General features: G+C 72.4%; 22 protein-coding genes and 1 tRNA gene. 14 read left to right on the top strand and 9 right to left on the bottom strand.

The window, feature by feature from the left end; translation table 11 throughout:
* Positions 1 to 13: 13 nt before the first annotated feature.
* Both ACZ6YG_RS04250 and ACZ6YG_RS04245 read right to left on the bottom strand, forming a co-directional pair.
* Positions 14 to 250, bottom strand: coding sequence for a DUF397 domain-containing protein (locus ACZ6YG_RS04250; protein WP_148032926.1), 237 nt, complete (start codon positions 248 to 250; stop codon positions 14 to 16).
* Positions 251 to 1072, bottom strand: a complete 822-nt coding sequence (locus ACZ6YG_RS04245; protein WP_148034773.1) for a helix-turn-helix domain-containing protein — start codon at positions 1070 to 1072, stop codon at positions 251 to 253.
* 223 nt (positions 1073 to 1295) lie between these two features.
* On the opposite strand from ACZ6YG_RS04245, the gene ACZ6YG_RS04240 reads away from it, so the two are divergent.
* Both ACZ6YG_RS04240 and ACZ6YG_RS04235 read left to right on the top strand, forming a co-directional pair.
* Positions 1296 to 1799 carry an ATP-binding protein gene (locus tag ACZ6YG_RS04240; RefSeq protein ID WP_148032927.1) on the top strand — a complete coding sequence of 168 codons (504 nt, stop codon included), beginning with the start codon at positions 1296 to 1298 and terminating at the stop codon, positions 1797 to 1799.
* 78 nt (positions 1800 to 1877) lie between these two features.
* Complete coding sequence (locus tag ACZ6YG_RS04235) at positions 1878 to 4283, top strand: helicase-associated domain-containing protein (RefSeq protein ID WP_466017185.1); 2406 nt, start codon at positions 1878 to 1880, stop codon at positions 4281 to 4283.
* Here ACZ6YG_RS04235 and ACZ6YG_RS04230 read toward each other — a convergent pair.
* A complete protein-coding gene (locus tag ACZ6YG_RS04230; protein ID WP_466017184.1) occupies positions 4267 to 5274 on the bottom strand; it encodes an ABC transporter substrate-binding protein in 1008 nt (335 codons plus the stop codon). The genes ACZ6YG_RS04235 and ACZ6YG_RS04230 overlap by 17 nt on opposite strands.
* An 85-nt stretch (positions 5275 to 5359) precedes the next feature.
* Here ACZ6YG_RS04230 and ACZ6YG_RS04225 point away from each other — a divergent pair, with 85 nt between their 5' ends.
* The 3 genes from ACZ6YG_RS04225 to ACZ6YG_RS04215 are packed head-to-tail and all read left to right on the top strand — an operon-like array spanning position 5360 to position 8225.
* Positions 5360 to 6421, top strand: coding sequence for a FecCD family ABC transporter permease (locus ACZ6YG_RS04225; RefSeq protein WP_364226788.1), 1062 nt, complete (start codon positions 5360 to 5362; stop codon positions 6419 to 6421).
* Positions 6418 to 7425, top strand: coding sequence for a FecCD family ABC transporter permease (locus tag ACZ6YG_RS04220; RefSeq protein ID WP_148032931.1), 1008 nt, complete (start codon positions 6418 to 6420; stop codon positions 7423 to 7425). Before ACZ6YG_RS04225 ends, ACZ6YG_RS04220 begins: the two co-directional genes overlap by 4 nt.
* Positions 7425 to 8225 carry an ABC transporter ATP-binding protein gene (locus ACZ6YG_RS04215; RefSeq protein WP_466017183.1) on the top strand — a complete coding sequence of 267 codons (801 nt, stop codon included), beginning with the start codon at positions 7425 to 7427 and terminating at the stop codon, positions 8223 to 8225. Before ACZ6YG_RS04220 ends, ACZ6YG_RS04215 begins: the two co-directional genes overlap by 1 nt.
* 10 nt (positions 8226 to 8235) lie before the next feature.
* On the opposite strand, the gene ACZ6YG_RS04210 is transcribed toward ACZ6YG_RS04215, so the two are convergent.
* Entirely contained in the window at positions 8236 to 9486 is a 1251-nt protein-coding gene (locus ACZ6YG_RS04210) for an ArgE/DapE family deacylase (protein WP_466017182.1), read from the bottom strand.
* 84 nt (positions 9487 to 9570) lie between these two features.
* Between ACZ6YG_RS04210 and ACZ6YG_RS04205 the strand changes: the two genes are divergently transcribed.
* Both ACZ6YG_RS04205 and ACZ6YG_RS04200 read left to right on the top strand, forming a co-directional pair.
* Entirely contained in the window at positions 9571 to 10509 is a 939-nt protein-coding gene (locus ACZ6YG_RS04205; RefSeq protein WP_466017181.1) for an endonuclease/exonuclease/phosphatase family protein, read from the top strand.
* 55 nt (positions 10510 to 10564) lie between these two features.
* Complete coding sequence (locus ACZ6YG_RS04200) at positions 10565 to 10885, top strand: GroES family chaperonin (RefSeq protein WP_148032935.1); 321 nt, start codon at positions 10565 to 10567, stop codon at positions 10883 to 10885.
* A gap of 10 nt (positions 10886 to 10895) precedes the next feature.
* Here the strand turns inward: ACZ6YG_RS04200 and ACZ6YG_RS04195 are convergent, their stop codons facing one another.
* Positions 10896 to 11354 (bottom strand): TIGR02611 family protein, encoded by a 459-nt coding sequence (locus tag ACZ6YG_RS04195; protein ID WP_148032936.1) that lies wholly within the window; start codon positions 11352 to 11354, stop codon positions 10896 to 10898.
* Between the two features lie 172 nt (positions 11355 to 11526).
* Here ACZ6YG_RS04195 and ACZ6YG_RS04190 point away from each other — a divergent pair, with 172 nt between their 5' ends.
* The 3 genes from ACZ6YG_RS04190 to ACZ6YG_RS04180 are packed head-to-tail and all read left to right on the top strand — an operon-like array spanning position 11527 to position 13424.
* Positions 11527 to 12438, top strand: a complete 912-nt coding sequence (locus ACZ6YG_RS04190; RefSeq protein ID WP_466017180.1) for a phosphotriesterase family protein — start codon at positions 11527 to 11529, stop codon at positions 12436 to 12438.
* Positions 12439 to 12460: 22 nt separating this feature from the next.
* Positions 12461 to 12829, top strand: a complete 369-nt coding sequence (locus tag ACZ6YG_RS04185; RefSeq protein ID WP_219544771.1) for a PPOX class F420-dependent oxidoreductase — start codon at positions 12461 to 12463, stop codon at positions 12827 to 12829.
* Between the two features lie 4 nt (positions 12830 to 12833).
* Positions 12834 to 13424: a P-loop nucleotide/nucleoside kinase family protein gene (locus ACZ6YG_RS04180; RefSeq protein ID WP_219544772.1), complete on the top strand. Its 591-nt coding sequence runs from the start codon at positions 12834 to 12836 to the stop codon at positions 13422 to 13424.
* Here ACZ6YG_RS04180 and ACZ6YG_RS04175 read toward each other — a convergent pair.
* Positions 13366 to 13986 (bottom strand): TetR/AcrR family transcriptional regulator, encoded by a 621-nt coding sequence (locus ACZ6YG_RS04175; protein ID WP_148032940.1) that lies wholly within the window; start codon positions 13984 to 13986, stop codon positions 13366 to 13368. The genes ACZ6YG_RS04180 and ACZ6YG_RS04175 overlap by 59 nt on opposite strands.
* Positions 13987 to 14035: 49 nt before the next feature.
* Here ACZ6YG_RS04175 and ACZ6YG_RS04170 point away from each other — a divergent pair, with 49 nt between their 5' ends.
* Complete coding sequence (locus ACZ6YG_RS04170; protein WP_466017179.1) at positions 14036 to 16249, top strand: ATP-binding cassette domain-containing protein; 2214 nt, start codon at positions 14036 to 14038, stop codon at positions 16247 to 16249.
* Here the strand turns inward: ACZ6YG_RS04170 and ACZ6YG_RS04165 are convergent.
* Genes ACZ6YG_RS04165 through ACZ6YG_RS04155 form a run of 3 tightly spaced genes read right to left on the bottom strand, consistent with a single transcriptional unit; the run spans position 16212 to position 17480 of the window.
* The gene (locus tag ACZ6YG_RS04165; protein WP_222709029.1) at positions 16212 to 16991 is read right to left on the bottom strand and encodes a putative hydro-lyase; all 780 of its coding nucleotides are present in this window, start codon (positions 16989 to 16991) and stop codon (positions 16212 to 16214) included. The two genes, ACZ6YG_RS04170 and ACZ6YG_RS04165, sit on opposite strands and share 38 nt — an antisense overlap.
* Before the next feature lie 28 nt (positions 16992 to 17019).
* Positions 17020 to 17256 carry an RIO2 family protein gene (locus ACZ6YG_RS04160; protein WP_148032942.1) on the bottom strand — a complete coding sequence of 79 codons (237 nt, stop codon included), beginning with the start codon at positions 17254 to 17256 and terminating at the stop codon, positions 17020 to 17022.
* Entirely contained in the window at positions 17256 to 17480 is a 225-nt protein-coding gene (locus ACZ6YG_RS04155) for a DUF6158 family protein (RefSeq protein WP_148032943.1), read from the bottom strand. The genes ACZ6YG_RS04160 and ACZ6YG_RS04155 overlap by 1 nt, the downstream gene beginning before the upstream one ends.
* A gap of 96 nt (positions 17481 to 17576) precedes the next feature.
* Between ACZ6YG_RS04155 and ACZ6YG_RS04150 the strand changes: the two genes are divergently transcribed.
* The 3 genes from ACZ6YG_RS04150 to ACZ6YG_RS04140 all read left to right on the top strand — a co-directional run bounded on the left by ACZ6YG_RS04150 (position 17577) and on the right by ACZ6YG_RS04140 (position 20602).
* Positions 17577 to 18509, top strand: a complete 933-nt coding sequence (locus tag ACZ6YG_RS04150) for a LysR family transcriptional regulator (RefSeq protein WP_148032944.1) — start codon at positions 17577 to 17579, stop codon at positions 18507 to 18509.
* Between the two features lie 89 nt (positions 18510 to 18598).
* Positions 18599 to 20098, top strand: a complete 1500-nt coding sequence (locus ACZ6YG_RS04145) for a S1 family peptidase (protein WP_466017178.1) — start codon at positions 18599 to 18601, stop codon at positions 20096 to 20098.
* 430 nt (positions 20099 to 20528) lie between these two features.
* A tRNA-Ile gene (locus ACZ6YG_RS04140) sits at positions 20529 to 20602 on the top strand.
* Positions 20603 to 20854 lie beyond the last annotated feature (252 nt).

Raw genomic sequence — 20854 nt, 5'->3', positions numbered from 1 at the left:
GGTTAACAGCGCGTTACACCAGCAGGCCGTCGAATTCTCCGTCCTTCACTCCGAGCACCAGAGCCCGGATCTCGTCGCGGGTGTAGATCAGCGCGGGGCCGTCGGGGAAGCGGGAGTTGCGCACCGCTATCCCACCGTCGGGGAGCTTCGCGAGCTCCACGCAGTTGCCCTGCGAGTTGCTGTAGCGGCTCTTGCGCCACGCCACGCCGGACAGATCGCCGGCGGGCATGCCGTTATAGGTCTGATTCATCTACATCTTTCTGAGAAGGCCGCCGATGAGCTCGACGGTGCCCCCCGGCGTGGTGCTCTCCACGCACAGCTGCTCCATGGCCGTGAGGTACGGATCGATGTCCTCGCGCTTGTCCAGGTACAGGGCACCCCAGAGCTGTTCGACGTAGACGACGTCCGACAGGTCGGACTCGGGAAACCGCAAGATGCTGAACGCGCCCCCCTCGGCGGCGTGCATGCCGTATCGGAAAGGCATCACCTGAAGGGTGATGTTGGGCAGGGCCGCCACCTCCAGCAGATGCCGGAGTTGCTCGGCCATGACCTTCCGGCCGCCGATGATCCGCTTGAGCGTCGCCTCGTCGATGACCGCCCACAGGCGCGGCCCGTCGTTCTTGGTGAAGCGCTCCTGCCGTTGCATGCGCAGATGCACACGGCGTTCTATCCGATCGGCTGACATGTCGGGATTGCCGAGCTGGATCACTGATCGTGCGTACGCGGCCGTCTGCAACAGGCCGGGCACGAACTGCACCTCGTACGTACGGATCATGCTCGCGGCCTCTTCCAGCCCCACGTAGGTGGTGAACCAGTTCGGCAGCTCCTGCGAGTAGTTCTGCCACCAGCCGGGGGTGTTGGCCTCTCGGACCATCTCCAGAAGGGCACGGCGTTCGGCGTTGTCGATGACGCCGTACAGCGTGAGCAGGTCCTCCACATCACGTGTCTTGAAACCGACGCGCCCGAGCTCCATACGGCTGATCTTGGACTCGGAGGCACGGATGTGGAATCCGGCCTGATCGCGCGTGAGCCCGCGCTTCTCGCGCAGGCGCCGCAGGCTCGCACCGAGCATGATGCGCCGAACGGTCGAAGCTGAACCGGGCGGATCGATGGACACGTGGTGCTCCTTGGTCGTTTCCTTGTCACACAGTCTGTCACTTCACGGCCGAAAGATCATGGGCCGCGGACAAGATCCCCTTTCCCACTGATTGACCCTTTGAAGGGAAACCGTAGCGCTTGCACACCGTGTCTGCACGTGCATTCGCTCTTGCAAGTGCACGAGAGTTTGCCGCACAATGATCAACGTGCAATCCACCACGGCAGCCGGCCAGTGGACCACGTTCGACTGGTGGCCCCCTGTCGGCTGGTGGCCGGAGGCGGCGCGCGATCTCCTCGAGCCTGGTCCGTCCGCGAGCGCCACCTTCGTGCTCCCTCCCACCGCCTCGTCCGTGCACTGCGCGCGCAGCTACGCCGCCGGGGTGCTGGCCGCGTGGGGCCTGAGCGAGCCGGCCGAGAACATGGAGCTGGTGGTCTCCGAGCTGGCCACGAACGCGCTGCGGCACGGCCTGCGCGCGGACGACCCCTGCGGGCTCGGTCCCGTGCACATGTCGCTGGTGCGCCGCGGCCGCCTGGTGGCCAGCGCCTTCGCCGATCCCGGGTCCTCGGTGCCCGCGCTGAGATACTCTGGGCTCCTGGATACCGGCGGCCTGGGTCTCCACATCGTCGACTCACTGAGCCTTCGCTGGGGCTGGTCCGCGCTCTCGCCCCACGGGAAGATCGTGTGGGCGGTCCTCTCCTGACCGAGAGTGATCTGCACTACCGTGGATGGTCATGGCTCACGGTGAGTTCCACGCGCGACCCCATGAGAGTGCTGACCGATGGACGATCACCTGCTCGGCTGGCTACGAACCCTCGACGAAGACAGGCTCGCCCGCGTCCTGACGCACCGGCCTGACGCCCTCGCCGCGCCGTGGCCGCGGCGGCTCGACACGCTGGCCCAGCGGCTGAGCAACGGCTTCGCCGTCATGGAGGCGCTGCGCGTTCTGCCGCTCCCCTGCCTGCAGCTCGCCGAGGCCTGCCTGGTCCTGACCCGGCCGACCGCCGAGCGGCTCGCCGGGTTCCTCGGGGCGCCGCGCGCCGAGGTGGACCGGTGGCTCGACCACCTCTACGACCACGCGCTGGCCTGTCCCTCTGCCGACGGCGAGATCCACCTGGCCGAGGCCGTGACCCGCTACTGGAGCGCGCCGCTCGGCCTCGGCGAGCCGCTCGACCACTACCTGAACTCGTGGACGATCAGCGGCGACACGCTGCGCACCCTGGCCGGCAACCTGGGCCTGCCCTCCCACGGCGGCAAGCGCCGCACGGTCGCGCGGGTGGGCGAGGCGCTGGCCGACGACGGCCACATGGCCGCGCTGCTGCGCCACGCCCCCGCCGGAGCCGCCGCGCTGCTCGACGAGTTCGCCTGGCACGGCCCCGTACGCGAAGTCGACGGCGGCAGGTTCGTCACCCCCGGCACGCCCGAGAAGTGGGCGGCCGACCACGGCCTGCTCTACCGGCCGAGCTGGAACGTCGCCGAGATGCCCCGCGAGGTGGCGCTCGGCCGGCGCGGCCTCGGCTACCATCCGCCGTTCACGCCGCGGGCGCCCGAGGTGGCCACGATCCCGGTCGACCCCGAGGAGGTCGACCACCTGATGACGCTGGCCGCGCCGCACGTCGTGGAGCGCTGCGCGGCCCTGCTCGACAACACGTCCAAGGCGCCGTTGCCGCTGCTCAAGACCGGCGGCGTGGGCGTGCGCGAGGTCCGCAGGGTCGCCAAGGAGACCGGCTGCGACGAGGACGAGACCCGGCTGCTGCTGGAGATCTGCGCGGTGGCGCGGCTGCTCGCGTGGGACGAGAAGTCCGGCGGCCTGGTGCCGACCGAGCGGTTCGACCGCTGGCGGCTCGACGAGGGCGCCGCCCGGCTGCGGGTGCTGCTGTCGGCCTGGTGGCGCATGGAGCGCTCGTCCCTCCGCAAGATCGACGGACGGTACGGCACGGTCCTGGGCGACGACCAGAGCGGCGCCGCGATGGCCCGCATCCGTCACGCCGTGCTGTCGGCGCTCCTGCGGTTGCCGTCCGCCACGGCCTTCGCCGACCGCGACAGCCTGGTGGCCAACGTGCGCTGGCACGCGCCGCTGGTCGACCGCGAGCTGCTCGACCGGTGCGCCTCCGCGGTGGTCGACGAGTCGCGGCTGCTCGGCCTGGTGGCCAACCACGCGCTCACCGACCTCGGCCGGGCGCTGGCCGGGCTGGCGGCCAAGGCGGGCGGCGAGAGCGACGACGCGGCCCCGCTGGTCGAGCACGACCCCGCGCTGGTGGAGGCGTCCACCCGGGCGCTGGCCAGCGTGCGCAGGAGCGCCCTGTTCGGGCCCGACCTGACCGCGGTGGTGACCGGGCCGCCGTCGGCGGAGCTGGCCGAGCTGCTCGACCGGGTGGCCGAACGCGAGTCCCGGGGCGCGGCCTCGGTGTGGCGGTTCACCACCGAGAGCGTGCGCCGCGCCCTCGACCGCGGCTACGACGCCGACGAGCTGCTGGACGAACTGTCGGGAGTGGGCGCCGTCCCGCAGCCGCTGGAGTACCTCGTGCACGACGTGGCCCGCCGCCACGGCGAGGTGACGGTGACCACGGTCGGCTGCGTGGTGCAGGCCTCCGATCCCGCGCTGCTGGCCGAGATCGCCGCACACCGGCGGCTGTCGCGGCTGGGGCTGCGGCTGCTCGCGCCGACCGTGCTGGTCGCCTCCGCCGACGCCGAGCGCACGCTCGGGGTGCTGCGCGAGGCGGGGTACGCGCCGGTGCCCGTCGCCGACACCGGCGAGATCGCCATCCGCCGCACCCGCGCCGAGGAGCCCCGCAACGGCAGGCTGATCCTGCTGCCGGGCGGTCAGGTGGCCGAGCTGTCCGACGCCCAGCCGTCCGATGAGCCGGTGATCGCCGAGCCGGTGCCCGACCCGCACGAGCATGCCCGCCGCCTCATCGCCGAGAGCCGTGAGGCGGGCGAGCGCAACGGCCGCACCTGGGCGGTGATCGGCCGGATGGCGACCAGGCTGCCGACGGCGCAGCAGTCGCTGCTCGGCTTCGTGGTCGACCGGGGCGTGCGGGCGGGCATCACGCTGACCGACGGCCTGACCGCCACCATCAGCCACGGCGAGCTGCGCAACGGGGCGCTCGACGCCTGGTGCGAGGAGGCGGGCGACTACCTGGAGTTCCCCCTCGCCGAGATCGTCGAGGTCAAGGGAGCTTATTAGCCTTCTTCAGGTTGGCCACGAGCTCCTCCAGGAAGTCGGCGTAGCCCTGGTAGCTGAAGGGGGCCTCGGCACGCCACGGGTAGAGCTGGCCGGCCTTGACCGCGGGGAGCTCGGCGAAGGTCGGCTTCTTCATCATCTCCTCGGGCTTCAGCGCCTGCGTGCGGGTGTCGTAGAGGATCACGTCCGCGTCGTAGGTGTCGGCGTTCTCCCAGCTGAGGGTCTGGAAGAAGCCGCCCTCGTCCACCTTGTCCGGCACCACGATGTCGAGGCCGTTGTCCATGAGGTGGCGGATGTCGGCGTACTCGGGCGGGTTGACCACCCACATCTGGTCGGCGCCGCCCGACATCATGAGGATCTTGAGATCCTTGAGCGCCGCCAGCTCCTCGGTGGCGGCCTCCATGCGGGCCTTGGCCTCGGGCACGCCCGCCATGTCGGCGCCGAGCGACGCGGCCAGCTTCTCGTACGTGCCGATCACCTCGGTGGCGGTCTTGCCGGTGAGCATGACGCCGACCGTGGGGGCGACCTGCTCGATGGTGTCCTTGGACTTCTCGGGCACGTACCAGAGCGTGCCGTTCTCGTACATGCTGCTGACCAGCAGGTCGGGCTGCAGGGCGATGTACTGCTCGACGTTGAACTCGTCCCACACGTTGCCCAGGCCGGTGACCTTGGTGATGTCGACGTTGCCGACCTGCGGGTCCTTGCTGCCGTCCTGGAGCTTGTGCGGGCCGAAGACGCCGACCGGGCGCACGCCGAAGTCCCACAGCGCGGCGGCGGCGCCGACCTGGGCGACCACCTTGGAGGGGGTCTTGTCGAGGTCGACCCTCTTGCCGCGGTCGTCGGTGAACGTCCACGGCTGGGCGGCCGGGGCGGAGGACGCCTCCGGTGCGGCCGCGGTACCGCCCGCGCCGCCGCACGCGGCGAGCGTGACGGCGGCGGCCAGACCCGCCGCCGCGGCGAGGAAACCTCGCCGAGCCATGACCGGTCCCGACATGAGTACTCCCTAAGGTTAGGCTTGCCTTCGTACTGAGGCTTTAGATTAGCCTCGCCTAAGCCAGACCGTAAGGAGAGGGGGGCGGGTGCGCCCGGCCGAGCACACCGAACCTGCCACCGAGGCGGGCGGGGACCCGCCGCCGCGGCGCGGCCGGCAGGTCACGCTCGCCGCGGGGCTGCTGGTGGCGCTCGGGCTGTTAGTCCTCGTGGGCCTCGCCGGCGTGGCGCTGGGCGCGCGGGCGATGCCGCTGACGGCCGCCTTCGACGCGTTCCTCGCCCCCGACGGCTCCAGCGACCACACGGTCATCAGGGAGCTCCGGGTGCCGCGCACGCTGCTCGGCATCGGCGTCGGCGCGGCGCTCGGGCTGGCCGGGGCGCTCATGCAGAGCCTGACCCGCAACCCGCTGGCCGACCCGGGCATCCTGGGCATCAACGAGGGCGCCGCGCTGGGGGTCACGCTCGCGCTCGGGCTGTTCGGGCTCACGGACCCGACCGTCTACGTGTGGTTCGCGTTCGCGGGCGCGGCCGGGGCCTCGCTGGTGGTCTACTCGCTCGGCGCGGCGGGACGCACCGGAGGAGGTCCGGTACGGCTCGCGCTGGCGGGCATCGCGGTGGGCATGGTCTTCACCGCCATGTCGTCGGCCATCCTGCGCATCGACTCCCAGACCTATGACCGGATGCGGTTCTGGCTGACCGGCTCGCTGGCGGGGCAGACGGCCGACACGGCGCTGCGGCTGGCGCCTTTCCTGGTGGCCGGGCTGGCGCTGGGGCTGTGCCTGGGCAGGCCGCTCAACATGCTGTCGCTGGGCGACGACGCGGGCCGCGCCCTGGGCGTGGCGGTCGGCCGCACCCGGGCGCTGACGGCGGTGGCGGTGACGCTGCTGTGCGGGGCGGCGACGGCGGCGGCCGGGCCGCTGTGGTTCATCGGGCTGGCGGTGCCGCACGCGGTGCGCGCCGTCGTGGGCCAGGACCAGCGGTGGGTGCTGCCGTACTCGGCGGTGGTGGCGCCGGTGCTGCTGCTCGGCGCCGACATCGTGGGGCGGCTGATCGCCCGGCCGGGCGAGGTGCAGGTCGGCATCATGTGCGCGGCGATCGGCGCGCCGATCTTCATCCTGTTGGCCCGGCGCAGGAGGCTCGCCGCACTATGAACGTCCGCCTGGGCCCCTGGTCGATGCGGCTGGCCCCGCGTTCCCTGGCCGTCACCGCGCTGCTGCTGCTCATCGCGTGCGCGGTGGCGGTGGCGGCGATCTCGACGGGCGAGTTCACCGTGCCGGTGCCGGACATCCTGGCGGCTCTGGCGGGTGAGGGCACGCCGGTCGCCGAGCTGATCGTGAACAAGCTGCGCGCTCCCCGGGTGGCCACCGGGCTGCTGGTGGGGGCCGCGTTCGGGCTGAGCGGCGCCATCTTCCAGAGCCTCACCAGAAACGCGCTCGGCAGCCCCGACTTCATCGGCTTCACCGCCGGCGCCTCGACCGGCGGCATCCTGGCCGTGGTCGCGGGCGGCTCGGCCGCGGTCATCGCCGGCGGCGCGCTGGCCGGATGCGTGATCACCGCCGTGCTGGTCTACGCCCTGTCGTACCGGCGCGGCGTGCAGGGCTACCGGCTCGTCCTGGTCGGCATCGGGGCGAACGCGCTGCTCCTGGCGGCCAACTCCTACCTGCTGACGCGGTCCAACATCTACGACGCCGCCACCGCCGCCGCCTGGCTGACCGGCAGCCTGAGCGGGCGCGGCTGGGACCACGCGATCCCGGTCGCCGTCGCGCTGGCGCTGCTGCTGCCGCTCTGCGCGTACGTGGCCAGGCCGCTGCGCATGATCGAGATGGGCGACGACGCCGCCCGCGCCATGGGCATCAGGGTCGAGCCGGTGCGCGCTGTCGCGATCGTGGCGGGCGTGCTGCTGTGCGGGGTGGCGACGGCCGCCGCCGGGCCGGTGATGTTCGTCGCGCTGGCCTCGCCGCAGCTCGCCCGCCGGCTGACCCGCTCACCCGGCGTCACGCTGGCCTCCTCGGCGCTCATGGGCGCCGTGCTGCTGACCGCCTCCGACCTGATCGCCCAGCGCCTGCTGGCCCCCGTCCAGCTGCCCGTCGGCGTGGTGACGGCCGCCATCGGCGGCGCGTACCTGGCCTTCCTGCTGCGAAAGGACCGCTACTGATGACCACCCGCCTCTCAGGAACCGACCTCACCCTCGCCTACGACCAGCGGGTCGTGGCCAGTCAGCTGTCCGTGGCCATCCCCGACCGGTCCTTCACCGTGATCATCGGCCCGAACGCGTGCGGCAAGTCCACCCTGCTGCGCGCCCTGGCCAGGATGCTCAAGCCGAAGCAGGGCGCCGTGCACCTCGACGGCAGCGTCATCACCTCGCTGCCGTCGAAGGAGGTCGCGCGGCGGCTCGGGCTGCTGCCGCAGAGCTCGATCGTCCCTGACGGGATCACCGTGGCCGACCTGGTGGCGCGCGGCCGCTACCCGCACCAGCGGCTGATGCGGCAGTGGTCGAAGGCCGACGAGGCGGCCGTGACCGAGGCGATGCGGGCCACGGACGTGACCGGGCTGGCCGACCGGATCGTCGACGAGCTGTCGGGCGGGCAGCGGCAGCGGGTGTGGCTGGCCATGGCGCTGGCCCAGGAGACGCCGATCCTGCTGCTGGACGAGCCGACCACGTTCCTCGACATCTCGCACCAGATCGAGGTGCTCGACCTCTGCGCCGACCTGCACGAGGCGGGCCGGACGATGGTGGCCGTGCTGCACGACCTGAACCAGGCCTGCCGCTACGCCACCCACCTCATCGTCATGCGGGAGGGCAGCGTGCTGGCCGAGGGCGACCCCGCCGAGATCGTCACCCCGGAGCTGGTCGAGCAGGTGTTCGAGCTGCGTTGCGAGATCATCCAGGACCCCCAGTCGGGCACCCCGCTGATCGTCCCCGAGTCCCGCCACCGGGTCACGTCCCCGGCCTGAGGAGCCCCTGCTAGGGCGCGCAGCGGCGGACCGCCAGGACGGCCAGGGCGCGGATCACCTCCAGGAACTCCGGCACCGCCACCTGCTCACGGGGCGCGTGCGCGAAGCGCACGTCGCCGGGGCCGTAGTGCAGCGTCGGGATCCCGCTGCCCGCGTACAGCCGCAGGTCGCTCCCGTACGGGGCGGCGGCTTCGGTGAGGGTGGCCCCGCCGGTGTCGGCGACCGCCTGCCTCACCTCGCTGAGCAGCGGGTGACCGGCGGGCAGCCGGCCGCTGGCGAACTGGCCGCCTGGCCAGGTCACCGCCGGCGGGTTCTCCCGCAGCCACGGGTGCGCGGCCGACCGCACCGCCTCCTCGAACGCGGCCCGCGCCGCCGCCGGGTCCTCGTCCAGCCGCACGCCCAGCCGGCCCTCGGCGACCAGCAGGTCCGGCACCGTGCTCGCCCAGTCGCCGGCGTGGACGGTGCCGATCTCGATCGGGTACGGCAGCGGGTTGCCGCCGAACACGGCGGGGACGTCCCTGTTCCGCTCGGCCTCCAGGCGCCTGATCGTCTCGAACACCGGCCAGAACACCTCGATGGCGTTGACCCCCTCCAGCCGGGCGGCGCCGTGCGCGGCCCGGCCGGCGATCTCCAGCCGGAACGTGAGCGCGCCCGCGTTGGCGGTGATCACCTGGCCGCTGGTCGGCTCGGTGATCACCGCCGCCTCGGCGGTGTGCCCCCTGGCCAGGGTGCCGAACGCGCCCAGCCCGCCGTCCTCCTCGCTGACGACGCAGTGCACGGCCAGCGGGCGGGTGAGCCTGATCCCGGCCCGCTGGACGGCCCGCACCACGGCCAGGTTGGCCACCAGGCCCGCCTTCATGTCGCAGGCGCCCCTGCCGTGCAGGACGTCGCCGCTGATCCGGGCGGCGAACGGGTCGTTCCCCTCCCATCTGGCCAGGTCTCCGACGGGCACCACGTCCACATGCCCCTGCAGCGCCAGCGCGGGGACGCCGTCGCCGCCCACCACCCCGACGACCCCGTACCCCTCGCTCCTCGGCGCCTCGGTGCCGGGGAACCCGTCGCGCTCGCGCAGGTCGTCGAGGTCGAGCTTCCACACGTCCACGTCCATGCCGGCCTCGGTCAGCAGGCCGGCGAAGTGATGCTGCAGCTCCGACTCGGCGTCGGTGCCGGTGACGCTGGGCACGCCGACGGTCTCGGCCAGCAGGTTCACGGCCTCGGAGTCGTCGATGGCGTCCAGCACCCTGAGTTCCACGTCGCGCATGCGCACACCTTCTCATGACGGCTCATGACGGGAATGCCAGGAAATCCCGTGAACTCGTACCGGAAGTTGTGGCGATACTCAGGCGTGAAGATCGTGGCGAGTCTGGTGGCGTGGGGTGTGACGGGCGCGGCGGCGGTGTGGGCGGCGCTGCGGCTGTCGGGGTTCGAGCCGGACTGGCCGTGGGTGCCCGCGGTGGCGGTCACCCCGCACGTCGCGGCGGCCGCGGGGGCCGGGCTGGTGCTGGCGGCGGCGCTCAGGAAACGGGCGGCGGCCGTGCTGGCCCTGGCCGCCACGGTGGCCCTGGGCTTCGCCGTGGTGCCGAGGAGCCTGGCCGACGGCGGCACGGAGCCGGCCGGGGCGCCGCTGCGGGTGCTGGCGGCCAACCTCATGGTCGGCGTGGCCGACACCGGCGAGCTGATGGCGCTGGTGGCCCGGCTCCGGCCCGACGTGCTGGCGTTGCAGGAGCTGACGCCTGACGCCATGGAGCGGCTGGAGGAAGCCGGGTTGCCCGAGACGTTCCCGTACGCCGTGACCCGGCCCAGGCAGGGAGCCGGCGGCTCGGCCCTGTACGCGCGGCACCCGCTCACCCCCGGCGAGGCGATCGAGCACGGCCGCTTCGGCCAGGTCCGCGCGGTGCTCGCGCACCCGGGCGGGGCGCGGGTGGAGCTGGTCTCCGTGCACCCGTGCGCGCCCAAGAGGTACGGTCGGCAGCCCTGCTGGCGGGCCGGGCTGGAGGCGCTCCCCCGCGCCGGCGGCCCGCTGCGGGTCCTGGCCGGCGACTTCAACGCCACGCTCGACCACCTGCCCATGCGCGAGCTCCTCGCGAGCGGCTACCGGGACGCCGCCGACGTCACCGGCCACGGCCTGCGCACCACCTGGCCGCAGGGCGGCTGGGGCCCGCTCCCGGGAGTCGCCATCGACCACGTCGTGGCGGACTCCCGCATCGGCGTCCGCTCCTTCGGCGTGCACACGCTCAAGGGCACCGACCACCACCCGGTCTCCGCCGTTCTCACCCTTCCCTGAAGTCCGCCGTACGGGCGTGGAGTGATCCTTACCCGGCGGAACGTAAACTTGGCACGTGGAAGAGCCGAAGTTCGAGATTCAGATGCTGCACGATCGGGTGATGATCCGGCTGGAGCGCGACACCGAGGAGCGACGCAGCGGATCGGGCATCGTCATCCCGGCGACGGTGAAGATGGCCAACCGGCTCGCCTGGGGCGAGGTCTGCGGCGTGGGCGCCAACGTGCGCTCGGTCCGGGTCGGCGACAAGGTGCTGCTCAATCCTGAAGACCAGTTCGAGGTGGAGCTGCACGCGCAGACCTATCTCGTGATGCGCGAGCGCGACCTGCACGCGGTGGCCACGCAGGAGACCGACCACGGCACGGGTCTCTATCTCTGAGGCCCCCGCCTCAGGGGAGGACGAACTGCCTGGCCACCTGGATGACGTCCACGCCGAACGTGAGCAGGCTGAGGTAGATGATCAGGCCCATGGCGCAGAGCGTCACGAACGCCACGATGATCCGCACGGTCCAGCCCCGCCGCTTGTACCACTCGGTCCAGGCGTGCAGCATCCGCTTGCCGAACTCCAGCACCCGGTGCGCCCAGTGAAACTCGGTCGCCAGCACCGCCAGGCCGCCGAACACGACCAGCCAGCCGGGGCCGGGGAACGGCACCATGATCAGGCCGCCGACCACCATGATGGTGCCGATCACGCCGATCACCACCTTGAGGGTGAGCGCGCCGGTGCGCGTGGCCCTGACGCCGTCGAGCCAGCCCTTGAGCCCGCGACGGCGAGGAATGCTGGAGTGACGCGCGGCCTCGTCCTTCATGAGGTCGGCGTCCCCCGTCTCGGATTTCTGCGTCGGCACGGTCCCCCCGGACAGTCGGTGTGGTCACCAGGATACGGGTAGGCCCACAGGCACGAGTGGCCAAATGTGGACTACACCCGGAACGTCCGTCAAACCCGCTGAACGGTAAAATCTGGCGCTAAACCAGGATATATCGGGCTTTTCTCAGCTACTGTAGAGCATGCCCGAGGTTATGCTTCGCACTGTTACCGGCCCCGTCCGCGCGGCCGCGGTGACCGGTGCCGTACTCCCCCACGAACACCTCCGCGCCGACATGCGCTGGGCCGTGGGCATCGACTCCGATCCGTACCGCTGGCTGGACGAGGAGCAGGCCGTCATCGCCGAGCTCCGCGCGCTGCGCACCGGCGACGACCCGCTCGGCCTGGTCGTGGAGCTCACCTCCATCGGCATGGGCCGCGACGCGGCCGCCCTGGCCAGGATCGCCGCCGGCAGCCGTGTGCCGGTGGTCGCCGCCACGGGCCTTTCCACTGGGCCGTTCTCCGGCGCCGCCGACGCCGACGCCGACGCCGACACGCTCACCGGCCTGCTGATGGCCGACATCCTCGACGGGATGGACGACAGCGGCGTGTTCCCCGGCGTGATCGGCGAGGTCGGCTGCTGGGGCGCGCACCCCACCCCGGCCGAGGAGCGCGCCCTGCGGGCCGCCGCCCGCGCCGCGCTCTCCTCCCGGCTGTCGGTGGCCACCTACGGCCAGGACGGCCTGGCCATGCTGGAACTGCTGATGATCGAGGGCCTGCCCGCCTCCCGGGTGTCCGTGGGCTGCTCGGGCGCCGACCCGGCCGCGGCCCGCAAGATCGCCGAGTCCGGCGCGTACGTGAGCATGGGCTCGATCGGCGTGGGCGCCGAGCGGGCCGCGGCCGTCGCCCTGGACCTCATCCGCGAGGGCCACGCCGGCCGGCTGCTGCTCAGCAGCGGCGTGAGCCGGGTCGCGCAGCTCGGCAAGTACGGCGGCCCCGGCTACGGGCACCTGTCCGCCGCGGTGCTGCCCAGGCTGCGCGAGGCCGGCGTCGAGGCGGAGACGCTGAGCGCGATCATCCACGACAACCCGCTGCGCTGGCTGACGGACGGGTTGACCTCAAGCTGAGTCGAGGTCTCATGCTGACGTCATGAGACTCACCGAATCCGAGCTGGCTTTCCTGTCCACCCAGCGGCTGGGCCGCCTGGCCACGGTCGCGCCCGGCGGCCAGGTGCAGAACAACCCCGTCGGCTTCTTCGTCGACGCCGAGGCCGGCACGATCGACATCGGCGGCCTCGACCTGGCCGCCACCAAGAAGTTCCGCAACGTACGGGCCGGCAGCACGGTCTCGCTGGTGGTGGACGAGCTGGCCTCGGTCAGCCCGTGGATCGTGCGCGGGGTGGAGATCCGCGGCACCGCGGAGGCGCTCACCGGCGTGCGCCCGCCCAGGCCCGGCATGTCCGACGCGGTCATCCGCGTCAAGCCGGCGAAGGTCATCTCCTGGGGCCTGCCAGACTGAGACCGTGATCTGGGTCGTCAGCGGCCCGCCGGGGGCGGGCAAGTCCACGGTGGCCGCCGCGCTGCTCGCCCGCCTGTCGCCGGTGCCCGCCCTGCTCGACAAGGACACGATGTACGGGGGCCTCGTCGCCGAGGTGCTGGCCGGCTACGGCAGGCCTCATGGGGAACGCGAGGGTTCCTGGTACGACGAGCACGTCAAAAGGCACGAGTATGCCGGCATGACCGCGACCGCCCGGCGGATCCGCGAGCACGGCTGCCCGGTCATGCTCGACGGCCCTTTCACCGGCCAGGTGCACGACGCGGCGCGCTGGCGACGCTGGGTGGCGGAGCTGGGCGGCCCGCCGGTGCGGCTGGTGTGGGTGCGCTCCGACGCCTCGACGCTGCGCGAGCGCCTGGAGGCCAGGGGCCTGCCGAGGGACGCGGGCAAGCTGGCGGCGTTCGACGCGTACCTGGCCAGGATCAGGGTGGACGAGCCGCCCGCGGTGCCGCACCTGGAGATCGACAACCGGCGCGGCGCGCCCCCGCTGGGGGCGCAGCTCACCGCGGCGGGTATATCGCCCCGAGCACCCCGGGCAGGCGGGCCACCCACCGGGTGAACCGCCCCTCCTCGAACGCGGCGCCCGGCTCGTTGGCGAGCTGCTGCGACAGCAGGCCGGCGATCAGGCTGGAGCCCAGGGCCTGACCCTCCTCGCCGGCGGCGTCCGGATGCAGTTCGCCGCGCTCGATGGCGGCCGACGTCAGCGCGGTGAAGTGGTCGTGGACGGCCAGGGCCGGGGCGTACGCCCGCTCGGAGGGCTCGAACCCGGGCACCGGCCGCCAGAACAGCAGCTGGGCCAGCGCCTGGTTGGCCATCACCCACCGCGCGCCGGCCTCCAGCGAGGCGGCCATCGCGGCCAGGCCGGGCTCAGCGCCCGCGGCGCCCCGCAGCACCGCCTCCAGGTAGGCCCGCTGGCCGCGTTCGAAGAGCGCGTCGTAGACGGCGTGCCGGGACGGGAAGTACTTGTACAGCGACGGCGGCCGGATGCCGAGCCGCCTGGCCACGGCCGACAGGCTCAGCCCGGCCACGCCGTCCTCGGCCATCACCTCCAGGGCGATGGCCAGGATCTCCTCCAGCGTCTCCGCCCGCCGGCGGGCCCTCCGATCGGGAATGTCAGCCATGACATGTAGCTTAGGCTACAGGTAATAGCTGGAGCTATGGAGGAGAGCCATGTCCCGCGAGATCGTGCTCACCGGTCTCCGGCAGAACAACCTGCGCGACGTCTCCCTGCGGCTGCCCAAGGAGCGGCTCATCGTGTTCACCGGCGTGTCCGGCTCCGGCAAGTCGTCGGTGGTGTTCGAGACCATCGCGGCCGAGTCGCAGCGCCAGCTCAACGAGACCTACAGCGCGTTCGTCAGGAACCGGCTGCCCAAGCACGAGCGCCCGCGCGCCGGGCGGCTGGAGGGGCTGACCGCCGCGGTGGTCGTCGACCAGCGGCCGGTGGGCGGCAACGCCCGCTCCACGGTCGGCACGATGACCGAGATCCACCCCATGCTGCGGGTGCTGTTCTCGCGGCGCGGCGAGCCCTCGGCGGGCCCGGCGACGGCCTACTCGTTCAACGACCCGGCGGGCATGTGCCCGGAGTGCGCCGGCCTCGGGCGGAAGACGGAGGTCGACGTCGGGCGGCTGGTCGACTTCGACCTGTCGCTGGCCCAGGGAGCGCTGCGGCCGTACGCGGTCGGCGGCTACGTGTGGAGCCTCTACGCGAAGTCGGGGCTGTTCGACCCGGCCAAGCCGCTGCGCGACTACACCGAGCGGGAGCTCGGCCTGCTGCTGCACGGGAGCGGGTTCAAGGTCGAGCGCGACGGCCGCGCCCACGACTACGAGGGCGTGATCACCCGGTTCGACCGCGTCCACCTCCACCGCGACGTGGAGTCGCTCGACCAGGCGGCGCGGGAGGTGGTGCGCGAGCGCGCCTGCCCCGCGTGCGGCGGCCGGCGGCTCAACCCGGCGGCGCTGGCCTCCCGCATCGACGGCCGCAGCCTGGCCGACCACTGCGCGATGGAGATCACCGACCTGATCGGCGTGCTGGCGGAGACGGCCGACCCGGTCGCCCGCGCGGCGGTGGAGGCGTTGCGCCGCGTCGAGGCCATCGGGCTCGGCTACCTCAGCCTCGACCGGGAGACGCCGACCCTGTCGGGCGGCGAGGCCCAGCGCCTCAAGACCGTGCGCCACCTGGGCAGCGGCCTCACCGGTCTCACGTACGTCTTCGACGAGCCCAGCGCCGGCCTGCATCCGCGCGACGTGCACCTGCTCGGCGGGCTGCTGTTGCAGCTGCGCGACAAGGGCAACACGGTGCTCGTGGTCGAGCACGACCGCGACGTGATCGCGCTCGCCGACCAGGTGGTCGACCTGGGGCCGGGCGCGGGCGCCGACGGCGGGCGGGTGGTCTACCAGGGCCCGGTGGCCGGGCTCGGCGACACGCCGACCGGCCGCGCGCTGCGGCGGGCGCGCGGGCTCAAGGAGCGGGTACGCGAACCGTCCGGGTGGCTGACGATCGGCGGCGCCCGGACCCACAACCTGGCGGACGTGACGGTCCGGGTGCCGCTGGGCGTGCTGACGGCGGTGACCGGCGTGGCCGGGTCGGGCAAGAGCACGCTGATGACCCGCGAGCTGCCCGCCTGCCACCCCGGCACGGTGCTGGTCGACCAGTCGGCCGTGCACGCCTCGCCCCGTTCGACGCTCGCCACCTACCTGGGGGCGATGGACCGGCTGCGCAAGCTGTTCGCGGCCGCGCACGGGGTGCCGGCCAAGCTGTTCAGCGCCAACTCGGCGGGCGCCTGCCCGGAGTGCGGCGGGCGCGGCGAGATCAGGACCGATCTGGCGTTCATGGACCCGGTGACCCGCGTCTGCGACGCCTGCGGCGGCACCCGCTACAACCGCGAGGCCCTGTCGTACCGCCTGGCCGGGCGCGACATCGCCGGCGTGCTGGCGCTGACCGCCGGCGAGGCCGTGCGCGACTACGACCTGCCGGGCCTCGACCGGCTGGGCGAACTGGGGCTGGGCCACCTGACCCTGGGGCGTTCGCTGGCCACGCTGTCGGGCGGCGAGCGGCAGCGGCTCAAGCTGGCGCACCGGCTGCACGAGACCGGTCACGTGTACGTGTTCGACGAGCCGACCAGGGGCCTGCACCCGGCCGACGTCGACCGGCTGCTGGCGCTGCTCGACCGGCTCGTCGACGGCGGCAACGCGGTGATCGTGGTGGAGCACGACCTCGACGTGGTCAAGCACGCCGACTGGGTGATCGACCTGGGGCCGGAGGCGGGACGGCACGGCGGGCGGGTGGTGTTCGAGGGCACCCCGGCGGCGCTGGCCGAAGCCTCCACCCATACCGCGAAATATCTGGCTAAGTCTCTCGATAGTCCTCGTCCCGCGCGTCGATGATCGCCATGTGCCCCGGCAGGTGCCCGATCGCGAACTCCACGCCGCTGGCCATCACCGCCGCCTGCGGCGTCACCCCGCACGCCCAGAACAGCGGCGTCTCCCCCTCCCGCACCTCCACCGGGTCGCCGAAGTCGGGCCTGCCCAGGTCGCCGATGCCGATCACGGCCGGGTCGCCGGTGTGGACCGGCGCGCCGTGCACCATCGGGTAGCGCCCGCTGACCTCGATCGCGGTGGCCACCAGCGCCTCCGGCACCGGCCGCATCGACACCACGAGCGGCCCCGCCAGCGGCCCCGACGGCTCGCACGGCACGTTCGTCCGGTACATCGGCACGTTCACGCCCTGCTCCAGGTGCCGGATCGGCACGCCCGCGGCCAGCAGCGCCCGCTCGAAGGTGAAGCTGCAGCCGAACAGGAACGGCACCAGGTCCGCCCGCCACTCCGCCACCACCTCACCGGTGTCGGCGACGGCGCGTCCGTCCTGGTAGACGCGGTAGCCGGGCAGGTCGGTGCGCAGGTCGCCGGGGAACAGGCGGGTGCGCACCGCGCCGGGCTCGCCCACGTCGAGCAGCGGGCAGGCCCGTGCGTTGCGGTGCGCGAACAGCAGCAGGTCGTAGGCCAGCTCCTGGGGCACGGCGATCAGATTGGCCTGGGTCCAGCCCCTGCACCAGCCCGCCGTCGGCGTGCGCTCCCCGCCGCGGAAGCGCTCGCGCGCCTGCGCGGGGGTCAGGTGTGCGACGTCCACTCCTCGAGCGTACGCCCGAGTCGCCGGATCAGCGCCAGACGCCGAAGGTGTGCGGCCCGAGCCCGTACCCGTCAGGGGTCGGCAGCACGTACCCCTGGCCGATCAGCCGCTCCAGGCTCTCCCGTACCTCCTCGCCGGGCAGGCCGGTGATGTGCACCAGCTCGTCCATACCGACCCAGCCGTGCTCGACGGCCGGGCCCGCGACGGCCTCATAGACGTGGATGTCGACGTCGGACAGCGCCTGCACGTCGTGTCGCGGATCCATCAGCGTGCCCTCGCTCCCTCGCGCAGCCGGTTCGGGTCGATCTCGCGCTCCGGATAGCGGCGCAGATATTCGGACTCCATCTCGTTCGTCCGCGAGGTGTGACGGGCGAGCGCGTCGTCGGATCCGTGCAGGAAGGTGTCGGTGCGGGTGGTGTGCAGTTGCCGCAGCTCGCGCAGCAGGTCCTCGTCGCTCAGCTGGGCCGGGTCGATTCCCATCGTCGTCATGGGCTCCCTCTACCCCAGATGGCGCTCGACAATATCTGTCACATTTCCTGACACATAGGCATTGTTTGGGAGATTAGACCGCCTTACCTTCCCGTTATGGACCTCGAGCTCAGGCACCTCAAGATCGTCCGCGCCGTCGCGGACGCCGGAAGTGTCAGCAAGGCCGCTTCCATGCTCGGGTTGGCCCAGCCCGCCCTCACCGCCCAGCTCAAGCGCATCGAGCGGATGCTCGGCGGCGCGCTCTTCGAGCGCGACCGTCACGGCGCCCGCCCCACCCGGCTGGGCGAGCTGGTGCTCGCCCGCGCCCGGGTACTCCTGCCCGCCGCCAAGGAGCTGCAGGAGGAGGCCGTACGGTTCGCGCACGCCCCCACCTCCGGCTACCGGATAGGCGCCACCAACGGCCCGATACTCGGCGGCCTGGTGCACCGCCTGGCCGCGGAACGCCAGGTAACCACCTACACCAGCTGGTCGGCGCACGAGCTGACCACCATGGTCGAGCTGGGCCGGCTCGACTACGTGCTGACCGGGGCGTGCGGCGACAACGGCACTCCGGCGGGCACCCTGGCCTGGGAGACGATCAGCCTCGACCCGGTCTTCACCCTGCTCTCCGTGGACCACCCGCTGGCCGTGGAGAAGGAGGTGGAGCTCGCCGACCTGGCGGACGAGCAGTGGGCGGTCACGCCGGGGGACGGCTGCTTCAACGACTGCTTCGCGATGGCGTGCGCGCGGGCCGGGTTCACGCCGGGCACCATCTACGAGACCGACGTGGCCACCTGCGTGCACCTGGCGCAGGTGGGCCGCGCGGTGGTGCTCTGCCAGGCCACCCACCAGCCCGCCCCCGGCATGGTGGTGGTGCCGCTGAAGAACGCGCCGCTGCGCTGGCGCCAGCTCCTCGGCCGCCACCCGGCCGCGCCGGACGCCGCGTGGGTGCTCCTCCAGGCCAAGCAGACACACCGGGAAGCGGTACGGCGCAGCCGCGCCTACCACGACTGGCTGGGCCGCAACCCCGGGTTCGGCACCGCGCCATAACACCGTGATAGGGCCGAACTGGTACTCCTCGGGTCTCGGCCACCCGCGTACGTTGACGGCACCCCCCAGCCACAGCGAGGAGACACCCCATGCTGCGGACCCCAGCGCTGATCGCCATCTCGATCGGTGCCTTAGTCATGACGGCCACCCCCGCCGTCGCCACCCCCACCACCACGACCACCACCACGACCACCACCACCGCCACGACCACCGCCACGGCCGAGCCCCCCAAGGGCGTGATCGACGCCATCGAGCGCGACCTCGGCATCAGCGAGAGGCAGGCCGTCGCCCGGATGGCCAACGAGGCCCGCGGCAACCAGGCCGCGCCCGCCCTGGCCAAGCAGCTCGGCGACCGCTACGCCGGCGCCTGGTTCGAAGGGCCGGAGAGCAAGCTGGTCGCGGCCAGCGTCAAGCAGTCGGACGCCGCCGCGATCAAGAGCTCCGGCGCCGAGGCCCGCATCGTGACCCGCACGCTGGCCCAGCTCACCGCCGTCAAGGACGGCCTGGACAAGGCCGCGCCGCCCGACACCGTGCACAGCTGGTCGGTCTCACCCGCCGACAACGCGGTCGTCGTGCAGGCCGCCGACCAGGACGCGGCCCTGGCCTGGGCGAAGAGCGCCGGCGTCGACACCGGCGCGGTCAAGTTCGCCGACTCGGCGGACCGGCCGAAGCTCCTGTACGACATCCGCGGCGGCGACGCGTACTACATCTCGTCCTCGCGCTGCTCCGTCGGGTTCGCCGCGCGGCGCGGCACCCAGGTCGGCTTCACCACCGCCGGCCACTGCGGCTCCAACGGCCAGTCCACGACCGGCTACAACCGCGTGGCGCAGGGCACCTTCCAGATCTCCTCGTTCCCCGGCAACGACTACGCCTGGGTCGCGACGAACGCCGACTGGACCGCCCCCGGCGTGGTCAACGGCTACTCGGCCGGCATCCTGCCGGTGCGCGGCGCGTCCGTCACCCAGCCCGGCGGCTCCGTGTGCCGCTCCGGCTCCACCACCCAGTGGCACTGCGGCACCGTACAGGCGCTCAACAGCACCGTGAACTACCCGCAGGGCACCGTCTCCGGACTCACCCGCACCTCCGTCTGCGCCGAGCCCGGCGACTCCGGCGGCGCGTTCATCTCCGGCGACCAGGCCCAGGGCATGACCTCCGGCGGCTCCGGCAACTGCAGCATCGGCGGCACCACGTACTTCCAGCCCATCGGCGAGATCATCTCCGTCGGCGGCCTGACCCTGGTGACCAGCGACGGCGGCGGCGACCCCGACCCGCCCACCGGCTGCCAGGGCTACCAGTCGACCCACACCGGCTCGCTGTCGTCCGGCCAGAACGCCTACCAGCCGAACGGCTCCTACTACCAGACGACGACGTCGGGCACCCACGCCGCCTGCCTGGACGCCCCTGACGGCACCGACTTCGACCTCTACCTCCAGAGGTGGAACGGTTTCTCCTGGAGCACCGTGGCCCAGGGCATCACGCCCGGCGCCGACGAGACCGTCACCTACAACGGCAGCGCCGGCTACTACCGCTACCGCGTGCACGCCTACAGCGGCTCCGGCGCGTACACCCTCGGCTTCAACCGGCCGTAACGTACTCCCCCCGGGACGCCACTGGAACGGGCCCTCAACCAGCTCCTCCAGCGGCGTCCCGCCGAACAGCACCCGCAGGGCCCACCGGTTGACAACGGTGCGGCCCTGCCCCTGTTGCCGCCCGCCGATCTCCGCGGTCCGTACGGCGCGGCGCAGGTCCGAGGCGTGGACCATGTCCACGTCCTTCCGCCGCTCCCCCAGCTCACGCGCCTGTTCCCGCCCGGCGGCGGACAGCTCGCCGGCTCCACCGTGGTGGCGTGCGTCTCGTAGATCAGCTTCACCGGCGAGCGCGCCACCCCGTCCGCTCTCGGAAGAATGATCGTCCTACTCTCCCCCGAGAGGGCTAGGCGTGGAATGATGTGCGAGGCATCAGGCGGGGCTGGGGGCGCTCACCATGCTTTAACCTTGTCGATGCGCACAACTCAATCCAGGGGCGGTAGCTCAGCCGGTCAGAGCATCGGACTCATAATCCGTGGGTCGTGGGTTCAAGTCCCACCCGCCCTACCCACTTCACCAGGTACGGAGCACCCTATCCCGCTTCCGCGGGCGGGGGAAGCGGCGGTTGGGGGACCGCCAGTTTCGGACCCCTCCTTCAGCATGATTTTTCGAGGCACCGGGCGAACCGCCGCCTCCGCTGCCGCCCTGCACCGCGCCGAGGATTGGCCGCGCCCAGGGAGATGGTGTTTGAGAAGGCCACCTGTAATCCGGTGGACTATTAGGAGGCAATCGCCTCGATGGTCACTTTAGCATCATTTG

The sequence above is a fragment of the Nonomuraea sp. NPDC054003 genome (assembly GCF_055585125.1).
Note: the sequence above shows the minus strand (reverse complement) of the source record. Positions and strands in the feature narration are given on the sequence as shown.